We start from the raw sequence: 22,468 nt of genomic DNA, 5'->3' as shown, positions 1-22,468 counted from the left end.
TTTTCATTTTAGGGCCGATTTCCTGAAAACAGCCTCAAAACACCGAGTGGCTTTGGCTATTTCCGCTCTACGTTTCGCCATTCCTCGCACATTTGCAGAATCCAATTGCAGCATGTATCTTTGCTACTGCTTATCAAGAAAGACGGAGGGATTAGGCCCTGTGATGTCTTAGCAACCCAATTCAGTTGGGTGCTACTTCCTACCCGCTGCCACTGCTGCAACGGGGGAGATGAGTGACGGAGATTCCTACACGCCTACCCGCCACTTCCTCCTGCCCTTTCTTGAGACGCAACCTAACTTTTGGTTTGCAGAGAAGATGACCCCAATAGAGGAAGAAGTAAAAAAACGCATTTTAGTCTTAGACGGTGCCATGGGTACCATGATCCAGCGGTACAACCTCCAAGAGGAAGATTACCGCGGCGAGCGTTTCAAAGACTACCACCTGGACGTGAAGGGCAACAACGACTTGCTCTCTATCACCCAACCGCACATCATTAAGGAAATTCACAGCCTCTACTTTGAGGCGGGCGCCGACATTGCCGAGACGAACACCTTCAGCGGCACCTCCATTGCCATGGCCGATTACGACATGCAGGATTTGGTGTACGAACTGAACTACGAGTCTGCCCGCATTGCCCGCGAAGCCGCCGATGAATGGACCGCTAGAACGCCAGACAAGCCGCGCTTCGTAGCCGGAGCCATCGGGCCCACCAACCGTACTGCGTCTTTGTCCCCAGACGTAAACAATCCCGGCTACCGCGCCATTACCTATGATGAACTGGTAGAAGCCTACACGGAGCAGGTGCGCGGGCTGGTAGACGGCGGCGTGGATTTGCTGTTGGTGGAAACCATTTTTGACACCTTGAATGCCAAGGCGGCTTTGTTCGCCATTGACCAATACAGCCAACAGACGGGCAAACGCCTTCCGCTCATGGTATCCGGTACCATCACCGATGCCAGCGGTCGTACGCTTTCTGGTCAAACCGTGGAGGCGTTTTTGTACTCCGTGTCACACATGCCGCTGTTGAGCGTGGGCTTTAACTGCGCTTTGGGTGCAAAGCAGCTGCGTCCACACTTGCAGAGTTTGAGCAAGGCGTCCAAGTTCTATATCAGCGCGTATCCAAATGCCGGTCTGCCAAACGCGTTTGGGGCCTATGACGAGACGCCGGAGCAAATGGGCCAACACATCAAAGATTTCCTGGACAACAACTTCGTGAACATTGTGGGTGGTTGCTGCGGAACTACACCGCCGCACATCAAAGCCATTGCGGAGATTGCCAAACAATATCCGCCACGTCCAAGACCACAACTGCCCGCCGTTCCTACCTATTCAGGCTTGGAGCCGCTCACCGTGTATGAAGGTTCTAACTTCGTGAACATTGGCGAGCGGACCAACGTGACCGGTTCCAAGAAATTCGCCCGTCTCATTTTGAATGAGCAGTACGAGGAGGCTTTGGCCATTGCCCGCCAGCAGGTAGAGAACGGGGCCCAAATTATTGACGTGAACATGGATGAAGGCATGCTGGACTCTGAGGCCGCCATGACCTTGTTCCTGAACCTCATCGCCTCTGAACCAGACATCGCCCGGGTGCCGATCATGATTGACTCCTCCAAGTGGAGTGTGATTGAGGCCGGTCTGAAGTGCGTGCAGGGGAAAGCCATCGTGAACTCTATCTCGCTGAAAGAAGGCGAAGAAGCGTTCAAGGAGCGGGCTCGCAAAGTACGCAGCTACGGTGCCGCCGTGGTAGTGATGGCATTCGACGAAGAAGGCCAAGCCGACAACTACGAGCGCCGCATCCAGATCTGCGAACGGGCCTATAACATCCTGACCAAAGAAGTGGGCTTCCCCGCCGAGGACATCATCTTTGACCCCAACATTCTCACCGTGGCCACGGGCATGGAGGAGCACAACAACTACGCCGTAGACTTCATCAACGCCACCCGCTGGATTAAACAGAACCTTCCGGGTGCTAAAGTGAGCGGCGGAGTGAGTAATATCTCTTTCTCGTTCCGGGGCAATGACCCCGTGCGCGAGGCCATGCACTCGGTGTTCCTGTACTACGCCATCAAAGCCGGGCTGGACATGGGCATCGTGAACGCGGGTATGCTGGAAGTCTACGAGGAAATCCCGAAGGACCTGCTGGAGCGCGTGGAAGACGTGCTGCTGAACCGCCGCCCAGACGCCACCGAGCGCCTGGTGGAATTCGCCGAGACGGTGAAAAACAAAGGCAAGGAAGTCGTTCGCGACGAGGCTTGGCGCCAGGAACCGGTGCAGAAGCGTTTAACGCATGCTTTGGTAAAAGGACTGGTAGAGTACATCGACCAGGACGTGGAAGAAGCCCGTCACCTATTTAGCAAACCGTTGGAGGTGATTGAAGGTCCGTTGATGGATGGCATGAACGTGGTAGGTGACTTGTTTGGTGAAGGCAAAATGTTCCTGCCGCAGGTAGTAAAAAGCGCCCGCGTGATGAAGAAAGCCGTTGCCTATCTGCTACCTTATATTGAGCAAGAAAAAGTACGCGCCGCTGCTAACGGAGACACCTCCACCCGCCAGACTAATGGCAAAATCCTGATGGCGACCGTGAAAGGTGACGTGCACGACATTGGGAAGAACATTGTGGGCGTAGTATTGGCCTGCAACAACTATGAAGTAATTGACCTGGGTGTGATGACACCCGCCGATAAAATTCTGGATGCTGCCCGCGAGCACAACGTGGACGTGATTGGCCTGAGTGGTTTGATTACCCCGTCCCTAGACGAAATGGTGCACGTAGCCCGCGAAATGGAGCGGCAAAACTTCAACATCCCGCTGCTCATTGGCGGCGCCACTACTTCCCGCGCCCATACCGCGGTGAAAGTTGCTCCAGCCTACAACGGCACCGTGGTGCACGTACTGGATGCCTCACGCAGCGTGCCCGTGGTAGGAAACCTGTTGAGCCCCGAGAACAAAGAGAAGTTCGCGCAAGACACCCGCCTGGAGTACGACCAGATGCGCGAAGGCTACCTGAGCCGCCAAAAAGAGAAGAAATACCTGCCCCTACCACAGGCGCGCGCCAACAAACTGCCTATTGACTGGAAAGCCGAAGACGTGTACACCCCAGCCAAAACCGGGGTGCAGGTATTCCAGAACTTCCCGCTGGAAGAACTGGTGCCGTACATTGACTGGACCCCATTCTTTCAGGCCTGGGAGCTGCACGGCAAATTCCCGAAACTGCTGGAAGACGCAGTAGTAGGCGCGGAAGCCACCAAACTCTACGCCGATGCTCAAACGTTACTCAAGCGAATTGTAGACGAGAAGCTTTTAACTGCTAACGGCGTAGCGGGCTTGTTTCCGGCCAACTCAGTGGGCGATGATGACGTGGAAATCTACACGGATGAAGCGCGTACCGAGATTTTGACCCATTTCCGTACCCTTCGCCAGCAAGGCCAGAAAGGCCCCAACGTGCCTAACCTCGCCCTGGCTGATTTTGTAGCACCTAAAGAAACGGGATTAGCCGATTACACGGGAGGCTTTGCCGTAACGGCGGGCATTGGCCTGGATGAACTGGTAAAACAGTTTGAAGCCGACCATGACGATTACCACAGCATCATGGCTAAAGCCCTCGCTGACCGCTTAGCCGAAGCCTTCGCCGAGAAGTTGCATGAGATAGTGCGCAAAGAGATTTGGGCCTATGAGCCGGAAGAAAGCCTCACCAACGAAGAACTCATCAAAGAGAAATACCAAGGCATCCGTCCGGCGCCCGGCTATCCGGCCTGCCCGGACCATACTGAAAAAACGACTTTGTTCCAGTTGCTGGACGTGGAGAAACACACGGGCATCACCTTAACCGAGAGCCTCGCCATGTACCCTACCGCAGCTGTGTCTGGGATGTACTTCGCGCATAAACAGTCACGATACTTCGGGTTGGGCAAGATTGAGAAAGACCAGGTGGTAGACTACGCCCAGCGCAAAGGCATGACCGTGGAGGAAGTTGAGCGTTGGCTGTCTCCGAATTTGAATTATTAGGTTTTCTGTTTCGGGACTGGTTTGATGAAAACAGCCCCGAAACAGGGAATTCCTTATTCAAGAGATAACCTCTCTTTTGGAGAACACTCTTCTCCCTCTGTCATCCTGAAAGGAACTTGTGGGCGAGCTAGAAAAGCGTGAAAGAAGCGCTATTACCGCTCGTTCACAAGATCCTTCCAGGATGACAAATGGGGAGAACGAGAAAGGAAAAAAAAGTAAGATATGAAACCATCGAGGCAAATTGCCTCAAAACACCTTGCCCTCTTCAAAACGAGAGAGCCAAAACAAAAGCAATAGCAAGGCTTACGCCTGAGATATACATAACTTCAATGAAAGTTACTGAGCACTTACAGAACGCCACCAATACCCTTTTCTCGTTTGAGATTCTGCCGCCGGTGAAGGGCACCAGCATTCAGTCCATTTACCAGGGCATTGACCCTTTGATGGAGTTCAAGCCGCCGTTCATCAACGTGACCTACCACCGCGAGGAGTATGTGTTCAAGGAGCGCGAGAACGGGTTGCTGGAGAAAATCACCATTAGAAAGCGGCCGGGCACGGTGGGCATCTGCTCCGCCATCATGAACAAGTATCACGTAGACGCGGTGCCGCACATCATCTGTGGGGGCTTCAGCCGGGAAGAGACCGAGAACGCCTTGATGGACCTCAACTTCCTGGGCATCGACAACGTGCTCTTGCTGCGCGGTGATGCCGTGAAGACAGAGCCGGGTTTCCGGCCGCACAAAGACGGGCACTCGTATGCGGCGGACCTGATCAAACAGGTGGTGGACCTGAACCACGGCCATTACCTAGACGAGGAGATGGAAAACCCCGTGCCTACTGATTTCTGCATCGGCGTGGCCGGTTACCCCGAGAAGCACATGGAGGCCCCCAACTTGTCTACTGACCTCAAATACCTGAAGCAGAAAGTAGACCTGGGCGCCAACTACATCATCACCCAGATGTTCTTTGACAACCAGAAGTTCTTTGACTTCGTGAAGGCGTGCCGGGCGGCGGGCATCACGGTTCCCATCATTCCGGGCCTGAAAACCCTCACCACCAGAAACCAGCTGAGCATTCTGCCGCGCTACTTCAACATTGACCTGCCCGAGGACCTGGTAAGCGCCGTAGACGCCTGCACCAGCGCCAAAGACGTGAAACAGGTGGGCATTGACTGGACTATCCAGCAGTGCAAGGAACTGATGGAATTTGGTGTACCCTGCCTGCACTTCTACACCATGAGTAAATCTGATGCGACCGTGGCCGTGGCCAAAGAAATCTTCTAAGGCTGTTTTCACCCTCATTTCCGGAAAACACTCCCAAAACAGAAGGGCCATTCGCTAGCACGAGTGGCCCTTCTGTTTTGTATGACTTGCGTTTGCCCAATGTAATGCCTTACCGTCGGCGCAAAAACAACATTCCGTTTAAAGGCTGTTTTACAGAAAAGAGGGCAAAAGCATCCGGGCCAACAAATCGATTTTTATCACCTAATCAAAACACCCAAACAGGCGGCGCTTCCTCTTTAAACATCCATGTACTTAGTAGCCGATGTGCAGAATGGCGTCTCCCTGGTTCACCACTGGCATGTTATTCAGCCCAACGACGTGCCCGCTGACGTGGGAGGTGATGGGGTGCGTGGCGTATCCGTAGGGGTCGGAAACAGCGCCTACCTGCTGGCCCCGGTTCACCTGTTGCCCGTTGCGCACGAAACTGCGGAAAAGCCCGGCGCGCGGAGCCCTGATCCAGGTGGTGCTTTGGCAAATGATGGAAGGTTGCGACGCCGGCACCGAATCTGCGGCCATGCCCAGGTGGTGCATCACCCGGCGGGTACCTTCCAGGCCCAGGATAATGCCAGGTTCGTCCAGCCGCAAAGACTCGCCGGTTTCGTACACAATGATGGTTTTCCCGAGGTTGGAGGCTTCTTTCCGGAGGGAGCCGGGCCGGTAATTGGAGTTCAGGACGAAGGGTGCCCCAAACGCCCGGGCCAGGGTATCGCTCTCGCCGTCTTCCAAGCGGCACCTGATCTGCGGAAAATTGGATTTGCTTCGGCCCCCGGTATGAAAATCGATGCCGTAATCTACCAGCGGCAGAATCTCTTTGGTGAAACGGGCGGCCACGCGGCTGGCCAATGATCCTTTGGCGTTGCCGGGGAAACTTCGGTTCACGTCTTTCCCATCGGGCACTTCGCGGGAGAAATTCAGGAAACCGTAGATGTTGAGAATGGGAATGGCCAGCACGGTGCCGCACAAGGGCCGCAGCAGATCGCGCCGGATCATCCGCCGGATCATTTCCACGCCGTTCACTTCATCGCCGTGCATGCCCGCCATGAGCAGCAGCACCGGCCCCGGTTCCTGCGCCCGGAACACGTGGATCGGGATGTTGATCTCCGTGCCGCTGGGCAGCCGGGAGATGTTCAGCCTGATCAGTTTCCGGTCACCGGCGTAAATGGGAATATCATTGATGATCATCTCCGCCATCCGGGGTACTTGCCTTTTTAGGTTTCTTGGCTTTGCCTTTGCTCACCAACAACTCAATGTATTCAATGATTTTTCCGGCGATGTCTTGCTGGGTGGCTTTCTCAATGCCTTCCAGCCCCGGCGAGGAGTTCACTTCCAGAATCAACGGTCCGCGTTTGGACTGCAGCATGTCTACGCCCGCCACGTCCAGCCCCAATGATTTGGCAGCCGTGAGAGCGGCGGCTTTCTCGGCGCGGGTGAGTTTGATGAGGCTGGCGCTGCCGCCGCGGTGCAGGTTAGACCTGAACTCGCCTTCCTTGCCCTGCCGTTTCATGGCACCCACTACTTCGCCGTTCACCACAAACACCCTAATGTCGGCGCCTTTGCTTTCGGCGATGAACTCCTGCACAATGATGCGGGCCTTGAGGTTGTGGAAAGCCTCAATCACAGACTCGGCGGCTTTCTGGGTCTCGGCCAACACCACGCCCAGACCCTGGGTGCCTTCCAGCAATTTGATTACCAGCGGCGCGCCACCCACTTCCTTGATCAGCTCCTTGACTTGCTTGGAATAGTTGGTGAACGCAGTTTTAGGCATGCCCAGGCCGGCGCGGGCCATGATCTGAAGGCTGCGGAGTTTGTCGCGGGAGCGCAGGATGGACTGGGAGGCTACCACGCTTTTCACTTTCATCATCTCAAACTGGCGCACCACGGCCGTGCCGTAAAAAGTCACGGAGGCCCCAATGCGCGGGATGATGGCGTCTATGCCGGTGAGCAACTCCCCTTTGTACAGAATGTGCGGATCACCTTTCTCCATGACCAGGTCACAGCGCAGGTGGTCCAGCACCACCGCCTCATGGCCCCGTTGCTGGGCAGCTTCCACCAACCGGCGGGTGGAATATAATTTAGGGTCGCGAGACAGAATCGCAATTTTCATAGCGGAGAGTTCTTGGGTGAGGTATTTCTTTGCTTGGTTTTGTTTTTGGCCTTGAGCGACAGGTATTTCTTGGAGACGTCTACCACGAAGCGCTTCCGGAGCAGCGTGCGCCCCAAAAGCACCGGGTACTTGAGATCGCTCCGGTCTGAGAGGGAGAACTCGGTCTCCACTTCCTCGCCATGGATTTTCACCTTGGTACGGATAACGTAGCGTTCCTGTACATCGCCAAACGAACTTTTTACGCAGCGCAGGTCAAATTCGGTGAACTGAAAGGCCTTGTGGTTGTAGCCGGGGTGGTTGGCGTCCAGCAACTCAAAGTGAATGGCCCGCCTCCCGTCCGGCAGATCCACCTCCCGGATGTTGTTGCAATGAATAGAAGACGTATACGCGCCGGTATCCACTTTGGCCTCAATGTCAAACAATTCCAGCGCGGGGAAATCTACCATCTCCCGCCGGCCTATGACGCTTTTAACAGGTTTGTCTTTCTTCATACCCTTACAGCTTAACCGTTTTGGGGCCGTTTTTGGAAAACAGGCCCTAAACCAAACCTTATTTACCGGTGTAGGTGATGCGGTAAATGGCATCGTTCATGTCATCTGAGACCAGCAGCGAACCGTCTGGCATCACCTCCACGTCTACCGGGCGGCCCCACTCCTTGCCGTCCTGCAGCCAGCCCGCCGCAAACGGCACAAAGCTGCCTTTGCCCTGGGCATCGGTGCGGTAGAGGCTCAGGCGGTACCCGATCTTCTCGGTGCGGTTCCAGGAGCCGTGCTCGGCAATGAAGATCTGGTTTTTATACGCCTCGGGGAACATGGTACCGGTGTAGAACTCCATGCCCAAGGTTCCGCCGTGCGGATTCAGTTTCTGGACCGGGGCGGTGTAATCCGCGCAGTCCTTCCCTTTCCCGAACTCGGGGTCCAGGGTCTCGCCGGCGTGGCAGTACGGATAGCCGAAGTGCATGCCTTTCTTGGGGGCACGGTTCAGTTCATCCGGGGGCATGTTGTCGCCCATGAGGTCGCGGCCGTTGTCGGTGAACCAAAGCTCTTTGGTGCCGGGGTGCCAGTCAAAGCCTACGGTGTTGCGCACGCCGTGGGCAAACACCTCCAGGCCGGAGCCGTCTGGGTTCATGCGGCTGATGGCGGCGTACACCGGTTCCTTGCGGTCACAGATGTTACAGGGCGCGCCCACCGGCACGTACAGCTTGTCATCTGGCCCGAAGGCGATGTATTTCCAGCCGTGGTGCTCCTCAGTGGGGAATTTGTCATAGACTACCGCCGGTGTGGGCGGGCTCTTCAGGTTCTCGGCGATGTTGTCATAGCGCGTGATGCGGCTGATCTCGGCTACGTACAGCGATCCGTTGCGTAACGCCACCCCGTTGGGCATCTTCAGCCCCGAGGCGATGGTGATCACTTCATCGGCTTTGCCGTCTTTGTTTTTATCTGGCAGGGCGTACACGCTGCCTTTGTCGCGGGAGCCTACGTAGAGGGTGCCGTCTGGCCCCAGCGCCATGGAGCGGGCATTGACCACGTTGCGGGCGAAGTAGCTGATCTGGAAACCGTCTGGCAGCGAGATCTTAGCCAGATCGGCATCGGTGGCGGGTTGCTCCGTGACGTTCTCAGAGGCGGTGTCCTGGGCGGCGGTGGAGGTTCTCTCGCCTTCTTCGTTGGCATCGGGCTTGCCCGAGTTAGAGGAACAGGACAGTTGGCCCACCAGAACCAGCAGACTGGCCCCCAGTTTAAGTCGTAAAGGAAGTTTCATAGTTTTAGATTGTACGGGTGAGGCGGAGGAAAACAGAGCCGTAGCTTCCGTTTCTGGCCACTTTTGACAAAAGTAAGCGAAAAACGGAATTCTCCTCCAGAGGTGTATACGCAAAGAATTTCAGTTCGCTGTCTTGGCGGGGTGGTTCCGCAACCAGGTGGCCACGCTGTAGAGCAGGTTGGTGTGCCCGGTCTGTAAGACCACCAGGTTGTGCCGCCGGAGGGCGTTCAGAAAAACCTGCAGGCGCTTCTGGGAAATAATCTGGTCATACTTGCCCAGGAAGATGTTCACTTCAATGTTGCTCTGGTTCAGGAGCGCCACAATCTGGCGGGTATCAAAGGTCAGCTTGCTGAAGCCGGTCCAGCTGCGGTACACTCGCAGGCGCTTCTGGGGCGAGTCCATCTGCCAATTGGCGAACTTCACCAGGCTGGGGTCTACCCAGCGTTTCTGCTGCAGCCAGGTGAGCGTCTGAAAAAACCGCGTGGGCCGCAGCACAATGCGCTTGAACAAACCCTGCAGCCAGCCGGGGTACGTGGCAATGCTGTAAAGCAGGTGCGTTTTGATGCCGTCTGGGGCAATGAGGTACAGTTCCTCCATTTGGCCGTGGAACTTCTCCAGCACCGTAAGCGCGAACTTGCCGCCCATGCTGAACGCCATCACTGAGAACCGCCCGATGTGCTCTTTCTCCAACAGCCCCTGGATGAACGCCTGCAGTTTCTTTTTGGAGAGCGGCTGATCGGCTTTGCTCAACGTGCTCTTGCCGTGAAAAAACAGATCGATGGAAAACACCGTGTACTCTGGCTGCAAAGTGCGGGCCATGGCGTCATAGTAATGCCCTTCCTGCCCGTACCCGTGGAACGCCAGCAGCGCCTTGGGGCCGTGGCCCATGACCCGGTAATGCAGCTTGGAGGATTTTATCTGGATGAATGGCACAGATTCTGGAACGGTTTCGGGTGGTTGATTCAGAAAAGAAGCAGGTAGCCTGGCTTCTGGGTTTCTACGGCATTTTCACAAAGGGGGCGCAAACGAACAGTAGATCGCACGTTTGCCCTTCGTAAACCCCCCGATGACGAGTGAAACAACTGATGTAAGGAGTCAGATCCCAGGTACTGGAATAGTATTCTGAGGAACAGGCTGAAATGGATTTCATGTCTCAGAACCTAGACCCGCCATCGGAGACCAAGCTATTTGAAATCAAGCTAATAATTCTAATTTCGGCGGATTATCGCCTGAGAACCGCCCGCATTTACCATTCGTTTCCGCCTTCGTCAACAAATGCATATCTATATAGAAATATATCCGGTTGTTTTACCTGAGAAGCCGTATAGCCAAAGACAGAACTAACGAACTAAATATATGAAAACCAAGAACTTACTATTCACCTTATTAACGGGCCTGTTCACCTTTTTCGCGGCGCAGGCCTTTGCCCAAACCACCGAAAACGAGCAGGAACAGAAACTGGAGCAGGACTCTCTGAAAGAGAGAGCGCAGGGCGACAAAAAGCGGCTGTCTGACTTAGACAGCCAAAAGAAAGCCGCTCAGTCTGACGCGAAAACCGCTAAAAAGAACTCCAAGGAAGCCGACCGGATCGAGAAAGATGCCTCCAACGCTGCTAAAGAAGCCAAACAAGCTTCCAGAATGGAGACCAAAGCCCAACGGAACAGAGCCAACGCCGACAAACAAGCCAAGAAAGCAGCCAGAGCCGTAGAAAAATCAGTCAATAACTAATTCCTCTCCTAACCGCCAGAAAGCCTCTCCCACCCGGAGGGGCTTTTTTGTTTTAAGCCCCTTTATCCAAACAGAGCCCCAAAACGCCGTTGCAAATTCCTTCTCTCCGGAGTTGCACCCAGCGTTCATATCTGCGGGATGAGCCCAGGGATAGTCGATTACAAGAGACGGCATACAAGCCTACACTTATCCCCAAGAGTATTTTCTGATAGAAGGAAAGCCCCTCCGGTTTCACCGCATCTGCCATTCCAGAGCCTACTGGGGAATCTGTCTATTCTCTACCGTGGTCACTCTACTGGCCCGGCCCGCGGCGTCAAAGGTGGCCAGTTTTATGGTTCCTTTTTCCAAAACAGGCCCAGAATAGACTTTGCTGGTGGCGGTAGGCTCTGACCCGTCGGTGGTGTACCGGATGGTCATGCCCGGGAACTGCACGTTGGCCAGTACTTTGCCGTCCTGCACCTGCGCGCCCACCGGCGGGATGCGGTAACCGAACCCTCCGGCATAATAGCTCAGGCGCGGCAGCTCGCGTTTGCCCAGCACGTTCACAAATTCAGACCAGGCCTGCTGGTACGCGGCTTTGCTCTGCCCTGATTCTGGGTTGGTAGCCCAGACCGGGTCTGGTGCCCAGGCTCGTTCCGCGAGGCCCAGGAGCTTAGGCAACAGCATGTACTCCAACCGATCCGGGGAGGTGATGGTCTCGCTCCAGAGCGGTGCCTGCAGCCCCACAATGTTGCCGCGGGCGGCGGGCTTCAGTTGCTCTTTCCCCGCGAAGGCCGCGGTATTGGTCAGCGGTTTGTTGTCATCGTTTACCCGGATGCTCTTCATGTAATCATAGGGAATGAAATAGAAGGGCTTGTCCACATCCAGGAAACCGCCCCAGTACAGGCCTTTTTCATCGTACTCCTTCTGGTAAGCCAGATCCAGGTAAAAATGCGACACGTTGGTGAGCACCACTTTGTAGCCGGCGTTGGCCATGCGGTACGGCAAATCCAGGTTAGCGCCCTGGTTGTTCCAGACATCCACGTGGAAATTCTCCTTCACAAACTGCGGGTTGGCCACATAGCTCAGGCGACCGTTGGTGCGCACCTTGCTCAGCCCGATTTCCTCCCAACCCGACAGGTAGAGCTTCCGTTTCTCCAGCATGGTGTTCAACTTCCCGAAAAAGTAGTACCACAGGTCATCTATGTTCTTCAGGCTGGGGTTGCTGGCCATCAGTTTCTGCACCTCCGGCGATTTTTCCCACACGCCGTTGGGCACCTCGTCTCCGCCGAAGTGGATGGTCTGGATAGGCGCTCCGGCTTCTTTGTACATGGCCAGCAACTCATCGGTCACTTTCTCCAGGAAACGGTAAGCCGATGGCAAGGCCACGTTGATCACGTTGTCATTGAAATACTGCACCGACCGGTACACTGATTTATCGTTCAGGTCGCGGAGCAGGTATTGTTCAGCCTCGGCTTTTTTGCCTTCCTTCATCAGGCGGTCGTAACGGGCATCCATAGATTTGATGGCGGCGCGGGCGTGGCCGGGCGTCTCCACCTCGGGGATGACCTTGATGTGACGCGCCTTGGCGTACTTCAGAATCTCCACGAAATCAGCTTTGGTGTAGAAGCCGCTGCCGCTGGATTGGTCCACCTCCGGGCCAGAGCCATAGGCGGGGCGCAGGAAGTTCTTCTCGTCCACGGTATGCCCTCGGCGGCCACCTACCTGCGTCAGCTCCGGCAAACCCGGAATCTCAACGCGCCAGCCCTCGTCATCGTTCAGGTGGAAATGGAAGACGTTCAGCTTGTACAGGGCCATCATGTCCAGCACCCGCAGCACTTGCTCTTTCTTGTGGAAATTCCGGGCCACGTCCAGCATGAACGCCCGATGCCCGAACCGGGGCGCGTCTTTCACCTGCACGCCGGGCACCGTCACCGAGGTCTGCTTGCTCGCCAAGGCCGCGGGCGGCACTAGGGTCTTCAATGACTGCGTGCCATAGAAAGCCCCGGCCGGCGTAGTGGCCGAGATAATAATCTCCTGCGAGGTCACCTGCAGTTCATAGGCCTCAGGGCCCATCCCGTTTTTCTTCTGTAGCCGGATGGCTTTGCCGGTTCCGGAGGTCTTCACCTCGGGTTTGGCGCTGAAGATGGTGCCCAAATGTGCGGCCAGCAAAGCAGCCTCGTTCTGGAAAGCTTTGTCAGTCACCACCGGCACCGCAGCCGTCAGCACGAAAGGCTGCTCCGTCTCTTTGTACTGCGCGGGCGTAGGGAACACCTTGGTGAGTTTCTCGGTGGCCACCTCCTGAATGGCGCTGTTCTGGACGTAAATGTCTTTGGATTCAATCCAGCCCACCATGTTCCTGGCGGGTTTGATGATCTGGACATCTGCGATGGTGTGGCCTTTGGAAGGTTCTTTGTCCCAGACCAGGTAAAAGCCCCGGGGCGCTCTGGACTCGTTCACAATCTGCCCGGCAGCGACAAACTCAATGCGCTGCGATGCGCCAGGAGCCAGCTCTTTGAAGGCAGCAGTCGGCACCATCCGGAGGAAATCGCCGTTAATGGACTCCGTTTTCACCGGTGCGTTCGCATCTGTGGGCTTAAACGAAGGCGTGCTATGGAAGTACAGACTCCAGCCGGTGGCCGGCAAAGAGGTGGTACCCGCATTCTTGATCGTGAACACCGAAAGCGTCTGGTTCTTCCCCTGATGTTTCTCTTCCAAGACTTCCCAGGACAGGCGAAGCGGCTGCTGGGCCGTTTGAACAGTACGGTTTGGGGATGTCTTTTCCTGGGGCGGAGTTTGCGCGGGGGAGCAGATGGAAAGAGAGCTCAGCAGAAAAACAAAGAAGTGGTTCATGTAGGGGAAATTTTAAGTCAGAGGCCACGCAACCGGAGTAAAAGAACAAACGCCGTTCCAAAGATTGTGCGCCAGCCAAAGGTTTGATCGGCTAAATATAGGATTCCCAGCCGACTTTTCTGCTTTTGGATGGTGGCGGGCAACGGCTCTCCCAGGTTTGAGCCCGGTTCCGGCTCCCTTTGTGCTGCTAAAAAGCAGAAGCCGCTTTCGGCCTTGTTTTAAGAAAACAAGGCGGAAAACGGCTTTATCAGCTGGCGCGTTCCAGGGCCAGAATCAGGAAAACAGGCCTAAAACGGATTGGGTAAACGAATAGCCTTTATATTTTGGATACGCCGCCGGACACCACAAACTTCATGACCTCACTGCTAGGGATCTCCAGGTAGGTGACGTTCTCGCGGGCCACCAGGAACAACTCCCCGGAAAAGTTATAGGAGTGCGGGAAATACACGGCCACTTTATCTGGCATGTTCACGGCCTCCATGGATAACTGCGTCACGAAACCCAGTTTGTAGGTATCATTGAACTGCGTCATTTTCACCAGCACCGGTTGGTTGAACTTCTGGTTTTCGCCCACAAACGCGTCAAAGAGGTCTTTGAGCGAAGAGTAGATCATGTTCACCAGCGGCAGACGGCTCATGATGCGCTCGGTGAGCACAAAGAAAGGTTTCACCAGGAAAGAGGAACCGATAAACCCCACTAGCGTGACCAGCATCACAATCAGCAGCAACCCTACACCCGGGTATCTCAACCAGAACAGCTCATCTAGCCAATTAATAGTGGCCACAATGATGTAGATGGTCAACGAGATGGGCGCTACAATCAGGAAACCGTTGAGGAAATACCGTAAGATTTTTTTCATACACAGGAAAATAGTAAAAAAGCCCCGTCTCCGGGGCTTTTAAATATACTGAATCTCTAATATTTTGTTGTGCGAATTATACCGTCACCGGGTGCTGGGCCTGAATGGCCTCGGCTACTTGCTGCATCAACCACATGGGCGTGGAAGTGGCGCCGCAGATGCCCACGGAGGTGGCGTCTTTGAACCAGGCCATGTCTAGTTCCTCGGCGTTCTCCACGAAATAGCTTCTGGGGTTCACCCGCTGGCAGACTGCGTACAAAGCTTTGCCGTTGGAGCTTTTCTTACCGCTCACAAAGATGACCACGTCATGGTGCTGCGCGAATTTGTCCAGTTGCGGCTCGCGGTTAGACACCTGGCGGCAGATGCTGTCATTCGCATCCAGGTCAAACACCTCTAAGCCGGAGGCTTTCACCGCCGCTACCCGCTCCTCAATGAGTTCCTTCATGCGGTAGAAACCTTTGGTGCTTTTGGTGGTCTGGCTGAACAGCGTGATGGGCCGGGTATAATCCAGTTGGTCCAGGTCTTCCTCGGTGGTGATGACAATGGCCTCATTGCCGGTCTGGCCCGCCAGGCCAATCACCTCGGCGTGGCCTTGCTGGCCGTACAAAACGATCTGGCCGTTGTGGGCTTTGATGGAGTCATAGGCGTGCTTCACGCGGTTCTGCAGTTTGAGCACCACCGGGCAGGAGGCGTCAATCAGCTCCAGGTTGTTGCGCAGGGCGGTCTCATAGGTCTCGGGCGGTTCGCCGTGGGCTCTGATGAGCACTTTGCAGTCGTGGAGTTCCTGTAGCTGCTCCCGGTCAATGATGCGCAGGCCTTTGTTATATAAACGCTGTACTTCCATGCTGTTGTGCACAATGTCACCCAGGCAGTACAACTCTGCTACTTCTTCCAACTCATCTTCCGCCATCTGAATGGCGAACTCTACCCCAAAACAGTAGCCCGAATTTTTGTCAATGGTTACGTTCATTTTTTCGACTCAAGTATCAAGACACAAGTAGCAAGACAAAAAGTAAGAGATAGTTTCTGATGCATAGTGCCTGCCAGCTCTCTTCTTCTAACAACCGGTTTACTGGGCAAGTTCTTTTTGCAGCAACGCCGAGGCCACTAAATCCAAGACAAAATCCACCTGCTCATCAACGGTGATGTGGGAAGTATCCAGCAGGTGCGCGTCATCGGCCATTTTCAGCGGGCTTTCAGCCCGGGTAGAGTCAATGTGGTCGCGCTTTTTCAGGTTCTCCACAATCTCATCGAACGGCACCAGCTGTTTTTTCTCAAACAGCTCCTGCTGTCGGCGGCGGGCCCTGATCTCCACATCGGCGGTCATGAAGACTTTCACCTCGGCATCGGGGAAAACGGCGGTACCAATGTCACGGCCATCCATCACAATGCCGCGGCGCTTGCCCATTTTCTTCTGCTCGGCCACCATGGCATGGCGTACGGCGGGCAGTACGCTCACCTCGCTCACCTTGTCTGAGATGTACATCTTCCGGATCTCGTCCTCTACGTTGAGGCCATTCAGGAACACCTCGTTGCGGCCCGTTTTCAGGTTCCGGTGGAAGGTGACTTCGATATTATTCAACGCTTCCTGCACCTTTTTAGGGTTGGTGAGGTCTACGTAATGCTCCAGAAAATAAAGGGTGACGGCCCGGTACATGGCACCGGTGTCTATGTACGCGTAGCCTAGTTCTTGTGCCACTTGCTTGGCGGTGGTGCTTTTACCGCACGAAGAGTGCCCGTCCAGGGCTACTACAATCTTCTTCATACCAGTGCCTTAGGGTGAATAGTCATTAGCAATCTTTGGTGGGACAGGGAATTCCCTTGCCCGAGCGCTGATGGCGCTGAAAACTCTTGGTTTTCTTGCTCAGCGAAGTGGACTTGCGCGTACAGGCCGGGCTTACCGCCCCCAGCAGCAAGCACCACAGCAACCCTAGGGAAAAAATCTTTCTCAAAACCGTTAACTTTGACTGCAAAGATATACGTATTCTGCCGGAACCACTACGGGTTTTTACGGGCCCCTCTGTTTCCCGGTCATTTTTCTGAAAACTCCTCAAAAACATACCATGGCTACATCCAGATTCTACAAATTGAGCGGCAACATCATAGATGTGCTGCACCGGGAAATCTACCAGGGCACCCTGGAGATCATGGATGGCCAGATTACCAGCATCATCCGGGAACCTGTCACCGAAACACACTATATTTTACCGGGGTTCATTGATGCGCACGTGCACGTGGAAAGCTCCATGCTGGTGCCCTCTGAGTTCGCGCGCCTGGCGGTGCCGCACGGCACGGTGGCCACCGTCTCAGACCCGCACGAGATTGGCAACGTACTGGGGCTGAAAGGCGTGGAGTACATGCTGGACAATGCCAAAAAAGTGCCGTTCAAGTTTTACTTCGGGGCGCCTTCCTGCGTGCCCGCCACGCCTTTTGAAACCGCCGGGGCCGAAATCACCCCCGAGGACATTGAAGAACTTTTCCTGCGGCCCGAGGTGAAGTACCTGGCCGAGATGATGAACTGGCCCGGCGTCCTGAACGGCGATGATCTGGTGATGCAGAAAATCACCCTGGCCCAGAAATTCGATAAGCAGGTAGACGGCCACGCGCCCGGCCTGCGGGGTGCCGAAGCCCAGGCCTACGCTGCCGCCGGCATGACCACCGACCACGAGTGTTTCACCGCCGAGGAAGCCCTGGACAAAATAGCCGCCGGCATGAAAATCCTGATCCGGGAAGGCAGCGCCGCGAAGAACTTTGAAGCCCTGATAGAACTGCTGGCCCAGTACCCGGACAAAATCATGTTCTGCTCCGATGACAAGCACCCCGACAACCTGGTGGAAAGCCACATCAATGAGCTGGTGAAACGGTCACTGGCCAAAGGGCATGATTTGTTCCACGTGCTACAGGCCGCCTGCGTGAATCCGGTGCAGCACTACAAACTGGAAGTAGGCCTGCTCCAAGAGAAAGATCCCGCCGATTTTATCGTGATTGACAACCCGGAGAACTTCAAGGTGCTCAGAACCTACATCAACGGCAAGTTGGTAGCAGAGAACGGGCAGAGCAAGATTGAATTCACGCCCAGCGAGATCGTCAACAATTTCCATGCGGAGGCTAAAAGCCCGCAACAGTTCCGGTTCCCGGCGCAGGAAGCCGTAAAGATCAGGGTTATTGAGCCGTATGACGGGCAACTGGTCACCGGAATGCTGCTACTGGACCCCAAAGTGGAAGACGGCCAAATTGTAAGCGACGTGGCCCAGGATATTCTGAAGATGACCGTGGTGAACCGCTACCAGAACGCCGAGCCCGCCCTGGCCTTCATCAAGAACTTCGGGCTGAAGCGCGGCGCCATTGCCTCCAGCGTGGGGCATGACTCCCACAACATCATTGCCGTGGGCGTAGACGATGACAGCCTGTGCCGCGCCGTGAACCTGCTCATAGAAGCCAAAGGCGGCATATCAACGGTAAACGGAGATCAGGAAATGGTTCTTCCGCTGCCCGTGGCCGGGATCATGTCGCCGGAGGATGGCTATTGGGTAGCCGAGCAGTACGCTAAACTGGACCGTTCTGCCAAAGAGCTGGGCAGCACCCTCACCTCGCCGTTCATGACCTTGTCGTTTATGGCCCTTTTGGTAATTCCCGCCTTAAAGCTCAGCGACAAAGGCTTGTTTGACGGGCAGCATTTCCAGTTTGTGGATGTAGCGAGCAAAACCCTCACCGGAAAATAATTCGGCACTGAAACTTCCCCTTCCCCGGCGGGCTTTCCGAAAAGAACCCGCCGGGGAAGAAGCTGAAAGAAGCCCTAAACGGGTTGAACCGAGAATTTACGACTTTTGCGCCTCGGGAAGTCCTCTTATGTGAACTGCCACTGGCAAAGTTTTTGCTTTTGAGTCAGCAACCAATCCCTCTGCGGGGCAGTAAGCGGTAGAAGCTTCTTTGTATAACACCAACGGCAACCCGCTGCAGCAGCAAGGGTTCGCCTTTACCTGAACAGCTCTTCATTTTCTGACATGATCCTTACTGAAAACACGGCTTGGTAACAGATATACTCCTTTTTGCGGTGGGGATTATGGTCAGCGCCTTCGGGACCATGGTTGGTTTTGGCGGCGGGGTGTTCATGGTTCCCATCCTGATCATGTTCTTTCAGTACCCCATTGAGCTGGCTATTGGCACGGCCATGACGGCGCTGCTTCCGGCGGCGCTGGTGTCTTCCATCTTCAATTTCCGGGAGAAAAGCATTGACTACGTGGTGGCTTCGCTGCTGCAGTTTCCGGCCATGCTGGGTACGTTGATCGGGGCGTTTCTGGTGGCCTACATGCCAGTGCTCCAGATGCAGATTTTGTTTTCTCTGTTTGTGCTGGTGGTAGGGGTTTACATGCTGGCCACCCATAAACAGGAGCAGAAACGCCAGCGTGGCATGATGTACCGCATCAACCGGATGCCTACCTCCTTCATCCGGAAGAACCATCCCAAGCACCTGGCGTATCGGCTGAACGGGGGGCTGATGGCATTCTTCGGGTTGTGCACCGGCACCATTGCGGGGTTGTTTGGCATTGGCGGGGGCTTTCTGCAGACGCCCATCATGATCAGGGCGTTTAAAATCCCGTCGCAGATTGCCATCTCCACTTCCTTGTTTATCCTGATCATCACCAGCCTGTCGGGGATCTCGTCGCATTACTGGCTGGGGCACATTGACTGGACCAAAAGCATGCCGCTGATGCTGGCCTTCGCGCTGGGCGCCTTGCTGGGCAAAACCATCAAAGGGAACAGCTCCCCTACCCAGCAATCCTCTGAACGGCTCATTGGCATTGGCCTGATGCTGGCAGGCGTGAGCGTGATGGTGCACATCTTCCTCAAGTACGAGTTTTAGCCCCGCTTCTCACCCTTGATCGCCGGTAAAAAGAAAGAGCGTTTTGGAGTTGATTTCTGAAAACCAGCCTAAAAACGCTCCTGTAAACTTCTGCGCAGGTTTTATCACGGCGCTACTCTTGACACTGCCTTCTCTCTTCACGCTTCCTGATTCTGGAAATGGGCATCCAGCAGGTCCTGTACTTTTTGGGTGGTGAGGGGCTTGGTGATATAAGCGATCTTGCTGGCGGCGGCCCGCTCGGTGTCCTGGCTGTGTTCAGAGGTGGAAAGGAGCGCCAGCACAATGTCTTTCCGGAAATCGGCGTCCAGCTTCTCAAACAGGGAGAGGAACTCAAAACCGTTCATGACGGGCATGTTGATGTCCAGCAGAATAAGCGCAGGTTTGAAGTATTCCGGCGAGGTTACCTCGTAATGCCCGGCACTGATGTTGTACAGAAAGTCAAACGCCTGCTTGCCGTTTCGGAATTCCTTGATCTTCTCGGTGATCTGCATCCGGTTCAGCAAGCGCTGGTTCAGGAAATTGTTCGTATCATCGTCATCGATGAGCATGATGCCCTTCAGTTTTTTCATATCCTTGGTCCGGTCTCTTGGTCATGGTTCACAAAATACAGCAGGAAAGTGGTGCCTTCTCCGGGCACGCTTTCCACCTCCACTTTGCCGCGGTTGTTGTCCATGACGCGTTTAATAATGTATAATCCAACGCCGCTGCCCTCCACGTGATCATGGAAACGCCGGAACAAAGAAAACAAATGTTGTCCATACTGTTCCAAATCAATCCCGATGCCGTTGTCTTGCACCTTCAAAACCAGGTACTGGTCCTGGAGGCTGGTGGAGAGGGAAATTAGCAAAGGGCGCTGAGGCTCACGGTATTTAATGGAGTTGGAGATCAGGTTGAGGAGCAGACTGTAAAGATTGTCTCGGGAGAAATAAACCGCGGGCGCTGCTGAGAAATCTGCCTGCAGGTGGGCCTGCGCGGCTTGGATCACCGTTGCTAGGTTCTCTTTCACCTGTTGCAAGACATGGTCAAAGGAGACCATGCTCATCTGCGCGTCTTCCACGGGTTTCTGGATGCGGCTGACCTCGGCCAGGTTGTTCAGTTTCCGGTGGATGCTGGAGACGGAGTCATCCAGACGGTCAAACAATTGGGCGAACTCGGGGTTCCCCGGCGGCAGCTCCTCCCGGATGGCTTCCACCAGACCGGCCACGTTGAGCACGGGGCCTTTCAGGTCGCGCGAGGCGTAGTAGACAAAGTCGTCCAGGTCGGCGTTCTTCTTGATTAACTCGTAGTTTTTGGAAATGAGCTGTTTTTCGGCGCGTTTGCGGTTCTCGATCTGCCGCTCCAGTTCCCGGTTGGCGGTAATGGCCTGGGCACTGCTCCGCTGCACACGGTCTTCCAGCGCCTGGTGCGCTTCACGCAGCTCCAGTTGGGCATTTTCCCGTTCCTTTAGCTGCTCCTGTAGTTCCTCGTTGGCTTTCTGCAGTTGCCGGAGCCCCGGAATGGCCATGAGACCGGTAATGGCCCTGAACAGCAGGAAAGCCCCCACCAAGGCCACGGCCCCAAACACCAGCCGCAGAATATGGAAGGTCTCCCCCCCGGCGCCGTAGTTCCAGAAGTTAAGCCCGTGCACGGCCCCGCCCATTAAAGCGATCATGCCAAACAAAGCCATGACCCACTTCCGCTCGCGGTCTTCCCGCCGAAAGGCCAGGTAAAACAGAAAGCCCGCTACCAGCACATAGGCCGTCACTATCAAAAATTCGCCCATCAGAGCCAGTCCTCCTGCTACAGGAGCATCGGCTGGGGTGGTGGGGAGGGTACGTGAAGGGATCTGCAAGAGAAGCACTGCCTGAATGTTGAAAGTATAGTGTTGCTTCAAACGGGCCGGGGCCGCACAAAGTTACCCCAGCTCAGCCAACGCTGTACCTGGGCAACACCAGACGGGGCGCACGGCCAAAGAAAACGGCCACCCGCAGTGGGTGGCCGTTTAGGGCTTATTTTCAGAAAACAGGCGGTAAACCGGGGTGCTTAGTCCAGGTAGCCTTGCGCCCGCATCCAGTCATCGTTGTAGATTTTGGCCAGGTAGCGGGTGCCGTGGTCGGGCAGTACCACCACCAGAGTATCGTTCTCGGTGAGGTGCTCTTTGGCGTACTCCAACGCGCCGAATACCGCCGATCCGCAGGACCAGCCCACAAACAGACCTTCTTCCTTGGCCAGGCGGCGGGTCATGAGGGCGCCGTCTTTGTCGGTTACCTTGATGAAGGTGTCAATCAGGTCGAAGTTCACGTTCTTGGGCAGGATGTCTTCCCCGATGCCCTCAGTGGCGTACGGGTAGATCTCCTCCTCGTCAAAGATGCCGGTCTCCTTGTATTTCTTGAACACGGAGCCGTAGGTGTCAATGCCCACCACCTTGATGCCGGCGTTCTGCTCTTTCAGGTATTTGGAGATGCCGCAGATGGTACCGCCCGTGCCCACGCCCGAGGCGAAGCAGGTGATGTTACCGTCGGTCTGTTTCCAGATCTCGGGGCCGCTAGTGTCATAGTGGGCGGCGGTGTTGGAGAGGTTGTCGTACTGGTTGGGGTAAAACGAGTTGGGGATTTCCTGGTTCAGGCGCTTGGCCACGGAATAGTAGGAATCGGGGTGCTCAGGGGCTACGTTGGTGGGGCACACCACCACCTCGGCTCCCACCGCTTTCAGGATGTTGATCTTCTCTGCGCTCTGCTTGTCAGACATGGTGAAGATGCACTTGTAGCCTTTGGCGATGGCGGCCAGCGCCAGGCCCATGCCGGTATTGCCCGAGGTTCCTTCAATGATGGTGCCGCCCGGCTTCAGGATGCCTGCTTTTTCGGCGTCTTCCACCATGCGCAGGGCCATGCGGTCTTTCACGGAGTTGCCCGGGTTGAAATATTCTACTTTCGCCAATACCGTGGCCTTCACCCCGTCCGTGACGCTGTTCAGCTTCACCAGAGGTGTATTACCAATGGCCTCTATCACATTATTGAAATACATACCTTATCGCTTGGTTATTCAGTCTTAAGAA

At 55.2% G+C, this 22,468-nt stretch carries 16 protein-coding genes, 1 pseudogene and 1 riboswitch; of the genes and pseudogenes, 5 read left to right on the top strand and 12 right to left on the bottom strand.

Features of this window, described 5'->3' with window-relative positions; translation table 11 throughout:
* Positions 1-127: 127 nt before the first annotated feature.
* Positions 128-236, top strand: a riboswitch (SAM riboswitch).
* 80 nt (positions 237-316) lie between these two features.
* On the top strand, positions 317-4,006 hold the full coding sequence (metH, locus tag H7U12_RS04445; protein ID WP_186633589.1) for a methionine synthase: 3,690 nt from the start codon (positions 317-319) through the stop codon (positions 4,004-4,006).
* A 329-nt stretch (positions 4,007-4,335) separates the two neighbouring features.
* A complete protein-coding gene (gene metF / locus H7U12_RS04440) occupies positions 4,336-5,289 on the top strand; it encodes a methylenetetrahydrofolate reductase [NAD(P)H] (protein ID WP_186633537.1) in 954 nt (317 codons plus the stop codon).
* Between the two features lie 252 nt (positions 5,290-5,541).
* Here metF and H7U12_RS04435 read toward each other — a convergent pair whose 3' ends face one another.
* The 5 genes from H7U12_RS04435 to H7U12_RS04415 all read right to left on the bottom strand — a co-directional run bounded on the left by H7U12_RS04435 (position 5,542) and on the right by H7U12_RS04415 (position 10,084).
* A complete protein-coding gene (locus H7U12_RS04435; protein ID WP_186633534.1) occupies positions 5,542-6,480 on the bottom strand; it encodes a succinylglutamate desuccinylase/aspartoacylase family protein in 939 nt (312 codons plus the stop codon).
* A complete protein-coding gene (gene rimK, locus H7U12_RS04430; RefSeq protein ID WP_186633531.1) occupies positions 6,458-7,393 on the bottom strand; it encodes a 30S ribosomal protein S6--L-glutamate ligase in 936 nt (311 codons plus the stop codon). Before rimK ends, H7U12_RS04435 begins: the two co-directional genes overlap by 23 nt.
* Positions 7,390-7,884, bottom strand: a complete 495-nt coding sequence (locus H7U12_RS04425) for an ATP-dependent zinc protease family protein (protein WP_186633527.1) — start codon at positions 7,882-7,884, stop codon at positions 7,390-7,392. The genes rimK and H7U12_RS04425 overlap by 4 nt, the downstream gene beginning before the upstream one ends.
* Before the next feature lie 58 nt (positions 7,885-7,942).
* Complete coding sequence (locus tag H7U12_RS04420; RefSeq protein WP_186633524.1) at positions 7,943-9,151, bottom strand: PQQ-dependent sugar dehydrogenase; 1,209 nt, start codon at positions 9,149-9,151, stop codon at positions 7,943-7,945.
* A gap of 120 nt (positions 9,152-9,271) precedes the next feature.
* Positions 9,272-10,084, bottom strand: a complete 813-nt coding sequence (locus H7U12_RS04415) for an alpha/beta fold hydrolase (protein WP_186633521.1) — start codon at positions 10,082-10,084, stop codon at positions 9,272-9,274.
* Positions 10,085-10,507: 423 nt separating this feature from the next.
* Between H7U12_RS04415 and H7U12_RS04410 the strand changes: the two genes are divergently transcribed.
* Entirely contained in the window at positions 10,508-10,879 is a 372-nt protein-coding gene (locus tag H7U12_RS04410) for a hypothetical protein (protein WP_186633518.1), read from the top strand.
* 255 nt (positions 10,880-11,134) lie between these two features.
* Here the strand turns inward: H7U12_RS04410 and H7U12_RS04405 are convergent, their stop codons facing one another.
* The 4 genes from H7U12_RS04405 to cmk all read right to left on the bottom strand — a co-directional run bounded on the left by H7U12_RS04405 (position 11,135) and on the right by cmk (position 16,335).
* Positions 11,135-13,711, bottom strand: a complete 2,577-nt coding sequence (locus H7U12_RS04405; RefSeq protein ID WP_186633515.1) for a family 20 glycosylhydrolase — start codon at positions 13,709-13,711, stop codon at positions 11,135-11,137.
* Between the two features lie 316 nt (positions 13,712-14,027).
* On the bottom strand, positions 14,028-14,570 hold the full coding sequence (locus tag H7U12_RS04400; RefSeq protein WP_186633512.1) for a DUF502 domain-containing protein: 543 nt from the start codon (positions 14,568-14,570) through the stop codon (positions 14,028-14,030).
* Positions 14,571-14,646: 76 nt separating this feature from the next.
* Complete coding sequence (locus H7U12_RS04395) at positions 14,647-15,540, bottom strand: 4-hydroxy-3-methylbut-2-enyl diphosphate reductase (protein ID WP_186633509.1); 894 nt, start codon at positions 15,538-15,540, stop codon at positions 14,647-14,649.
* Positions 15,541-15,639: 99 nt separating this feature from the next.
* A complete protein-coding gene (gene cmk / locus H7U12_RS04390; protein WP_186633506.1) occupies positions 15,640-16,335 on the bottom strand; it encodes a (d)CMP kinase in 696 nt (231 codons plus the stop codon).
* Positions 16,336-16,633: 298 nt separating this feature from the next.
* Here cmk and ade point away from each other — a divergent pair, with 298 nt between their 5' ends.
* Positions 16,634-18,292, top strand: a complete 1,659-nt coding sequence (gene ade, locus H7U12_RS04385; protein WP_186633503.1) for an adenine deaminase — start codon at positions 16,634-16,636, stop codon at positions 18,290-18,292.
* A 305-nt stretch (positions 18,293-18,597) separates the two neighbouring features.
* Entirely contained in the window at positions 18,598-19,434 is an 837-nt protein-coding gene (locus H7U12_RS04380; RefSeq protein WP_241749120.1) for a sulfite exporter TauE/SafE family protein, read from the top strand.
* A gap of 137 nt (positions 19,435-19,571) precedes the next feature.
* Here the strand turns inward: H7U12_RS04380 and H7U12_RS04375 are convergent, their stop codons facing one another.
* The 3 genes and pseudogenes from H7U12_RS04375 to H7U12_RS04365 form a co-directional block, all read right to left on the bottom strand.
* Entirely contained in the window at positions 19,572-20,003 is a 432-nt protein-coding gene (locus H7U12_RS04375) for a response regulator (RefSeq protein WP_186633500.1), read from the bottom strand.
* Complete coding sequence (locus tag H7U12_RS04370) at positions 20,000-21,307, bottom strand: sensor histidine kinase (RefSeq protein ID WP_186633497.1); 1,308 nt, start codon at positions 21,305-21,307, stop codon at positions 20,000-20,002. The genes H7U12_RS04375 and H7U12_RS04370 overlap by 4 nt, the downstream gene beginning before the upstream one ends.
* Before the next feature lie 152 nt (positions 21,308-21,459).
* Positions 21,460-22,437 (bottom strand): annotated as a pseudogene (locus H7U12_RS04365) (PLP-dependent cysteine synthase family protein); the annotation flags it as partial.
* Positions 22,438-22,468: the final 31 nt, after the last annotated feature.

It is taken from the genome of Rufibacter sediminis (genome assembly GCF_014269285.1).
Classification (GTDB): domain Bacteria; phylum Bacteroidota; class Bacteroidia; order Cytophagales; family Hymenobacteraceae; genus Nibribacter; species Nibribacter sediminis.
Note: the sequence above shows the minus strand (reverse complement) of the source record. Positions and strands in the feature narration are given on the sequence as shown.